Annotated in this window: 6 protein-coding genes and 2 pseudogenes; 5 read left to right on the top strand and 3 right to left on the bottom strand. The window is 66.6% G+C overall.

Annotated elements, in window-relative coordinates; translation table 11 throughout:
- Positions 1 to 782, top strand: a pseudogene (locus U9977_RS23985) (FAD-dependent oxidoreductase); the annotation flags it as partial.
- Here U9977_RS23985 and U9977_RS23980 read toward each other — a convergent pair.
- The 3 genes from U9977_RS23980 to U9977_RS23970 form a co-directional block, all read right to left on the bottom strand.
- Positions 763 to 1,512, bottom strand: a complete 750-nt coding sequence (locus U9977_RS23980; protein ID WP_322751548.1) for a 4'-phosphopantetheinyl transferase family protein — start codon at positions 1,510 to 1,512, stop codon at positions 763 to 765. The pseudogene U9977_RS23985 and the gene U9977_RS23980 sit on opposite strands and share 20 nt — an antisense overlap.
- A gap of 22 nt (positions 1,513 to 1,534) precedes the next feature.
- On the bottom strand, positions 1,535 to 2,470 hold the full coding sequence (locus tag U9977_RS23975) for a metallophosphoesterase (RefSeq protein ID WP_322751547.1): 936 nt from the start codon (positions 2,468 to 2,470) through the stop codon (positions 1,535 to 1,537).
- Between the two features lie 114 nt (positions 2,471 to 2,584).
- Entirely contained in the window at positions 2,585 to 3,019 is a 435-nt protein-coding gene (locus tag U9977_RS23970) for a hypothetical protein (protein WP_322751546.1), read from the bottom strand.
- A 306-nt stretch (positions 3,020 to 3,325) separates the two neighbouring features.
- On the opposite strand from U9977_RS23970, the gene U9977_RS23965 reads away from it, so the two are divergent.
- The 4 genes and pseudogenes from U9977_RS23965 to U9977_RS23950 all read left to right on the top strand — a co-directional run.
- Positions 3,326 to 3,706 carry a hypothetical protein gene (locus U9977_RS23965; RefSeq protein ID WP_322751545.1) on the top strand — a complete coding sequence of 127 codons (381 nt, stop codon included), beginning with the start codon at positions 3,326 to 3,328 and terminating at the stop codon, positions 3,704 to 3,706.
- Positions 3,707 to 4,234: 528 nt separating this feature from the next.
- The gene (locus U9977_RS23960; protein ID WP_322751544.1) at positions 4,235 to 5,371 is read left to right on the top strand and encodes a Fic family protein; all 1,137 of its coding nucleotides are present in this window, start codon (positions 4,235 to 4,237) and stop codon (positions 5,369 to 5,371) included.
- A 77-nt stretch (positions 5,372 to 5,448) separates the two neighbouring features.
- Positions 5,449 to 5,835: pseudogene (locus tag U9977_RS23955) on the top strand (YciI family protein); the annotation flags it as partial.
- A gap of 259 nt (positions 5,836 to 6,094) precedes the next feature.
- Positions 6,095 to 7,346, top strand: a 1,252-nt coding sequence (locus U9977_RS23950; protein ID WP_322751543.1) for an FAD-binding protein, incomplete at its 3' end; no start/stop codon positions are given.

The following is a 7,346-nucleotide window of genomic DNA, read 5'->3' as shown; positions in this document are numbered from 1 at the left end:
TGATCGGGGTCGAGGAGGGTGACGGCTACTCGTTCCTGGTCTTCCCCCAGGACGCCGGGACCTTCACCGTCACGTTCGTGCATCTGCCGGAGGACAGCGCGTTGGCGGGCCTGCGCACAGTGCCCGTCTTCGACGCAGCCGTGCGCGTGGTTCCCTTCGGCGCGGCCTGGACCGACCCCGCGGTCGCCGAGCCGATCTCGGACATCATGGTCATGAACGGGCTGCGCAACGTGTTCCGGCCGCTGGGCCCGGCCACGCCACCGGGCGTGCACGCGATCGGCGACGTTGTCTGCAGCACCAACCCGCATTTCGGTCGGGGCACGTCGTTGGCCGTGGCGCACGCTCTCACCCTCGCCCGGGCGGTCGCGGAGAACCCGGCGGATCCCGAGCTGTGGCGTGAACGTGTTGACGCCTGGGTCCATGACGAGCTGTGGTCGTGGTTCGACGACGCCCGGTCACTGGATCGGTCGCGTTCGGTAGTCTGGCGTGCCGCCGTGAACGAAACTGTTTCGGACGTTCCCGCCATTCCGGCCATGAGCCCGCCGAGCCCGGCTGCCATGCCGCGGTTCATGGTGCTCGCCGCCGCCGCTGCCGACCCGGTGGTGGCACGCGCGGTGTTCCGCCACATGCACCTGGTCGATGCACCGGAGGACCTGCGTGCGGTGGAACCACGGGTGGCAGAACTGCTCGCCTCGGGATGGCGCCCGACGCGACCCGCGGACCTACCGACCCGGGCGGAACTCGTTGACGTCGTCTCCGCCGTCAGAGTTCCGGCCCTGTGACCGCAGGCCCTGTGATGGACGGCGCTGTGACCGCAGGCGCTGTGATCGCAGGCCCTGTGATGGACGGCGCTGTGACCGCAGGCAGCGTGATCGCCGTGATGAGCAGGCCCTTGCCGAGCATCCAACGACCCGTGAACCCGGTCAGCTCGCAACCGGCGACGATCGGTCCCGCCACCAGCAGCCGGGCGGAGAAGGTACCGGTGGACGGCTCGACCGTGATGACCGCGTCGTCAAAGCCGAGCCAGCGCCCGGCAAGGGGAAACCACGCCTTGTAGACCGACTCCTTGGCGCTGAAGAGCAGCCTGTCCCAGCACACCTCGGGGTGGTGTGCCTGCAGTGGACCGAGCCAGGCGTGCTCCTCGGCCAGGGCGACATGGTCCAGGACGCCCGGCGGGACAACCGCGTTGGGTTCCGCATCGATACCGATCGTGACGACATCGGTAGACCAGGCCACGGCAGCCGCGCGATATCCCGCACAGTGCGTGATACTGCCGACGACTCCGGCGGGCCATTGCGGCTCGCGTCGGGGACCGGGCAGGATCGGCGCCGGCGGTAGGCCGAGCGTGGCGAGCGCGCGGTGGGCGCATACCCGGGCGGTGGTGAACTCCCGGCGCCGCTTGTCCACGGACCGCCCGAGGGTCGCCTCCTCCTCGGCAAACAGCACGGCGTCCGGGTCGTCGGTGAACGCCTCGACCGCGACCGCGTCGGCGGGCAGAAGGGCCGCAAGCAGGCCGGTCTCAGTCACGTGTGCCTCAGCCCTGCTGGTTCGGTGCCTGCTGGTTCGGTGCCTGCCGGCTCGGTGCCTGCCGGCTCGAAAGGCTCCAAGCCGAAGGATACAGATCGGGCTCCGGCAGAATCTGACGGGGAACATTCCGCGGGATGCTCCAGCGGCGCCACTCCCGCGGATAACCGACCGAGACCTCCTCGAACCGGACTCCGTCGTACCAGGTCGTCCGCGGAATGTGAAGATGGCCGTAGACGACGGCGGTGGCCCGGAACCGACGATGCCAGTCGGCGGTGCTCTCGGTGCCGCACCACTGCGCGAACTCGGGGTGCCGCAAGATAGCTGTCGGGTCGCGTACCAGCGGGAAATGGTTCACCAGGACGGTCGGCAGGTTCGGATCGCATTCGGCGAGTCGCGTCCGGGTATGCGCGACCCGCACCTGTGACCATGCGTCCACACCCGGGTACGGATCCGGGTCCAGCAGATACTCGTCCGAGCACACCACACCCGCCTCGTGGGCCACGGCAAGCCCTTCCTCTTTGGTGCGCGTGCCCGCCGGACGAAACGTGTAATCGTAGAGCAGGAACAGCGGTGCCACGGTCGCCGGGCCACCGGCGCCCTCCCAGACGGGATAGGGATCCTCCGGGGTCAGTACGCCCAGGCCGCGGCACATCTGTACCAGGTGTCGGTATCGCCGGTCACCGGACAACCGCACCGGGTCCTTTCGCGGCGTCCACAGCTCGTGGTTACCAGGAACCCAGATCACGGTGGAGAAGCGGTCGCGCAGCAGCGCCAGCGCCCACTCGACATCCGCGGCGACCTCAGCGACGTCACCGGCCACGATCAGCCAGTCCCCAGCCGACTCCGGGTGAAGCCCCTCGACGATCTGACGGTTCTCGGGATAGGCGACATGCAGATCACTGATGGCCAGTAATTTCCCAGCCGCCGCCCGGGATGTGGTCACCCACCCGACTTTACTATTTTACCGGCCGTCAGGCCGTGAACGGCCACCGGATCGGCTGGTCGAGGAGCTCCACGTGGATCAGTCCTGCGCGGCCCACACGGCAGGCCCACGCGGTCATGCTGGCAATGCTCGATCCGGCCAGCCGGTCTCGCCGTATGACTCGGGTTTGCGGAAGGCGTCGACCGCGGCGCGCACATGGGAAGCGAGATCCTGTGGCAGCTGATCCTGATCAAACCAGCGCAGATCCTCGTAGCACGCTCGGTTCATGATGACGGGTATGCCGTGGAACACGCCCGGGGTGAAGTAGAGGTCGATCCGACTGCCCGCTGGCGTCCAGTTGTGCTGGGTGCCGATCGGCCACAGCCGAGCCGGAACCACGTCCAGGCCCACCTGCTCGCGCAGGATCCGGCAGGCCGCCTGCGAGGCAGATTCTGCACATCGACCCGATGCGACCCGGCCTCGACCGGCCAGGCGGGCGCGGTGCACGGGGGCGCGGTTGTCACAGACACCGGCATAAACTCCCTTGATCCAATCGTGAGTGAATGACAAGCTGGTGACACGTGAAGGCCGCGTACGACGGTTGGCAGACCGCGGCTGCACCTGCACAGCCGTAAAAGCCTGAGGAGGGGCGGGTTTTCAGAGTCTGGCGATTCACCACACCGACCGGTCCTGGCCGGGGCGCCCAGCGGTATCGCGGACATGGCTTCGGTCGCGTAGACGTTGATGACGGCGTGCTGCTCAGGGTCCAGCTGGCGGGCATTTTCCTCCAACAGGCGGCTCTTACCGACGCCCGCCGCACCTTCAAGGAGGACTCCCTGACCCTCGGCCAGCACTGTCGTGATCTCGCTTAGCTCGATGGACCGGCCAACGAAGGGCCAAGCGTTCACCATGCTGCCGAATTATGTCGCGGTCGATCTGCCAGCCTCGCCTGTGCTGCTGCCACGCGTGACGCACCTGCGACATCACCACAGTGATGGCTTCGATCCATCCGTTCGCTACGGACGCAGAGAACTGGCGCCGCGGCAATACACGGTGTCCGCGTTGCTCGCCCACACGCTGAGCCAGCTCGCGAAGCGTGGAACGGTCGCGCTGCAGTTCGGTCCGGCAACCGGCCGCTGGGCGTACAACTCGACGATCTCGTGGTGGTCGCTGCTCCCGACGCCCGGATGGTCGGAGCGGCTGTGCTGGGAAGCCAGCAGCGTGGAGGCAGACTACCTCCCGAACAAAACCCCCTGATGTCCGTCGATTCGGCCTTCGTTCCAATGGCGGCGTGTTGACCCGCGGGTCTGCCGGCGGTCACATGCCGCCTGAGCTGGTCGTTCGGCGGTTCGCACACACCAAACTATCGATCTTGGTGACAAGCGATTTACGTTGGCGACGCTCTGGCCAGCATCCTTACAAGATCGGCGTACAGCGGCTGGCGGTCATCGATCCCGACGCGGGTTGGCCTCACTTGATCCGGCGGGACGCCTTGGGTGGCATCTCGAGCTCCCCGAGCGAACGCCCATGCGGAACGGTTCGTGTGCACGGTCCGGGCCGAGGTCACCGACCGCATGCCGACGCCTTCTTCAGCGGCCGACGCCTTCTTCAACGGAACGGATCAAGCGCCGACCTGTCCTCGGGGGCCTGCTCAACGATTACGAACGAGCCGCTTGAACGCCCAGCTCAACGCCGGTGGCCGAGTTCTGGAACCCCGCAAGGCCACCTGCCCGCAGCCGGACCACCTAGCTTGATGTGATGACTACGTCAATCTATCGTCGATGCATGCTTTACCCCACGCCGGCCCTCAGACCTGCCGACGATCAGGTGCTCAGCGAGATCGACGGCATGCGGGATGCACTGCGGCACCACATCCAGACCACGCCGTCGAAATGGACTGAGAGGCTCCGGAAATTCCTCACCGCCGATGCCGTCGCAGCCTCGAACTCCATCGAGGGCTTCAAGGTAGCCACGATCGACGTCGAGGACCTGATGGACGGCGAGCGAGATGTTGAGATCTCGGACGAGAACCGCGAAGAGACCCTCGCCTACCAGCGGATGATGACGTATATCCAGACGCTCCACGATGCCGAGGATTTCAGCTACAGCAAAGGCCTACTCAACGCTCTGCACTGGATGTTGCAAGGCCACCGTCACGCCGTGCGCAAGCCGGCCGGGCAGTGGCGCCGGGGCCCCGTCTACGTCACCGACGCCCGCGACCCCGCCATCGCGGCCTACACAGCCCCGGACGCCGATGTCGTCCCCGCGCTGATGACGGAACTCATCGACTGGCTCAACGCCGACAACGGCACCCACCTGCTGGTGCGAGCGGCTATGGCACATCTGCACCTTGTGTCCATCCACCCCTGGGCCGACGGGAACGGCCGGATGTCCCGTTCGCTGCAGACGCTCATGATCGCCCGTGAAGGCGTCCTGGCCCCGGAGCTCTCGTCCATCGAGGCGTGGCTCGGCCGTCCCGGCAACACCTGGGAGTACTACCGCGAACTCACCGATCGGGGCCCGAAGTACCGTCCCGACCAGGACGTCTCCAGCTGGATCCGCGTCAACCTGACCGCCTATCACCAGCAGGCCCAGACCGTTCAAGGCCGACTCGACCGCTCCGGGCGGGTATGGGGCGCACTCTCCGAATTCGCCGAGAGCACCGGTCTGGACGAGCGAGTGGTGACCGCCCTGCACGACGTGGCCATGGCTGGACGCGTCCGCCGCTCACGCTACGAGCACGCCGAGGGCCTGAGTCTGCAGCAGGCGCAACGCGACCTCCGCGACCTCACCACCGCCCACCTCCTAGCACCGGTCGGCCGAACCCGAGCCCGCTACTACACGGCAGGCCCCCGTTTCCCTCAGCCGGCACTTGACATCGCGCACACGCCCATGACCTTGAGGAATCCGTACACCAGCTGACAAGCAACCCGTGGGTGGCTCCGTCCCCGCGGTGAACGCGACCAAAATCGGTCGCACCAGCACCGAGGAGAAACACGATGGCCAAGTACTTGCTGCTCAAGCACTACCGCGGCGCTCCGGCTCCGGTCAACGACGTGCCCATGGACCAGTGGACGCCCCAGGAGATCTCGGCGCACGTGCAGTACATGCACGACTTCGCGGCCCGGCTCGAGGGGACCGGCGAGTTCGTCGACAGTCAGGCGCTTGCCCCCGTGGGGACGTTCGTCCGGTACGACGGTGAGGGGCGCCCGCCGGTCACCGACGGCCCGTTCGCCGAGACCAAGGACCTCATCGCCGGTTGGATGGTGATCGACGTCGACAGCTACGAGCGCGCCGTCGAGCTGGCCGGGAACCTGTCGGCCGCCCCTGGGGCGGGCGGGGAGCCGATCCACGAGTGGCTCGAGGTGCGCCCGTTCCTGGCCGCGCTGCGGCGCGATCGTCTTGTCGATGCCACGAACGGCGTCACCAGATCGCTGCGTCTTGGCCTCCATGACGTGGGGAACGAGACGGCCTTCTCCCACCCCGCTTTCCCGGCCGCTGAGCTGGGCGGTCGGCCTGGCAGGACTACGGCGGCTGCCGGCCTGCGTCGAACATGGGCAGCTGGCTGTTCAGCACCGCCTTGACAGCTCGCTGAGAATGTGCGAAATTTGCGGCCGAGGAAATCATACACGGGCAATTGTCCGTGTGGACATTTTCGGACCGGAGGCGATGATGCACCGCCGGGTTGCCGTCATCGGTGGCGGATTGGCCGGTCTGGAGGCCGCGGTCCGAATAGCCTCCCATCCGGGAATAGAGGTCGAAGTCGTCGAGACCGGGCCGTCGACCCGTCGCCGTCATGCCAACTGGGACACCTCGACCCACCCGGGGGATGAGAAGGTCCGATTGTGGTCCAGCGACGGATGGGGATTTGGCGGTGGTCTTTCAGAACGACTCGGTGGACGTTCTTTGTGTTATCACGGCGTCCTGCTCGGTCTCACCCCCGAGGAGCTCGGTGATTGGCATCCTCGTTGGCAGGAACGATTAGCCGGCCCGCGTGGGCTCTATGCGCAGGTCTGCGACGAACTAGGGCCGGGGTTTCCAGAGCTGCGGGGGTCGTCACTGTCGGCTGCCGCGACGAGAATCGGCATCCGGCACGCTCCGCAAGCGGCGCGCTATGATGACCGGACCGGCCAGTTCGAAGCGTATTCACCGCTACCGGAGGCTCTTCGGCTGGCCGCCGTGAGCGACCGTTTCCGTATCGTCCGTGGCCGTGCGCTTTCGCTCAGGCGGACAAGGCGCGGCTGGGATGTCGATGTTGAGACTCCTACTGGTACGCCGTCGACAAGGCGAGGTTTTGATGCGTGCGTCCTCGCATCGTCCGCCATCGGCAACATCCAGATCCTGGCCCGGACGACAGGTGAGTCGATCACGACCACCATCACCGATCACTTATGTGTGGGTGCCCTCGCGCGAATCGAAGCCGGTGAGTCGCTGGGCGCTTTCCGGCACCCGATGCTGTGGATGGGATACCACCCGGTGCCGGCGCTGTCCACCAACGTCTTTGTGTTGGAAAGACCGGCCCTTCCCAACGGCGACCGACTCATCTCGCTCATGGCCGTGATCGAGCAGGGCAGTGGCCCGGCCGACTTCAGCACGCTCATGGTCCAGCCGTCGTCCACCGGCGGCATGGCCACCACCCACATAACGACGACGGTCTCACCCGCCGATCTCGATCGTGTCGAGCGGGTTCGCCACGAGCTTCTGCGTCAAGCGAACGAGATCTGCCAAGGTTCACTCCTCGACATAACCGCGTCGTATTCGACCGGTAACGCTATGGTCGGCGCATGCAATGGCGAGGGCGACGACGAGGACGTGCAACGGTTCGGCGATGGCAACGCTTTTCGCGCATTGCTCGCCCAACCGCTGGCGGGGCGGGTGGCCCAGTTCGAGCTGCCGT

It is taken from the genome of Protofrankia sp. Cas8, assembly GCF_963555845.1.
Taxonomy (GTDB): domain Bacteria; phylum Actinomycetota; class Actinomycetes; order Frankiales; family Frankiaceae; genus Protofrankia.
The sequence above is the reverse complement of the archived record's forward strand: the minus strand, read 5'-3'. Positions and strand labels throughout refer to the sequence as shown.

Coding starts and splice junctions, on each gene's coding strand:
- U9977_RS23965 (WP_322751545.1), top strand. CDS start 3,326: ATGGACCGGCCAACGAAGGGCCAAGCGTTCACCATGCTGCCGAATTAT.
- U9977_RS23960 (WP_322751544.1), top strand. CDS start 4,235: ATGCTTTACCCCACGCCGGCCCTCAGACCTGCCGACGATCAGGTGCTC.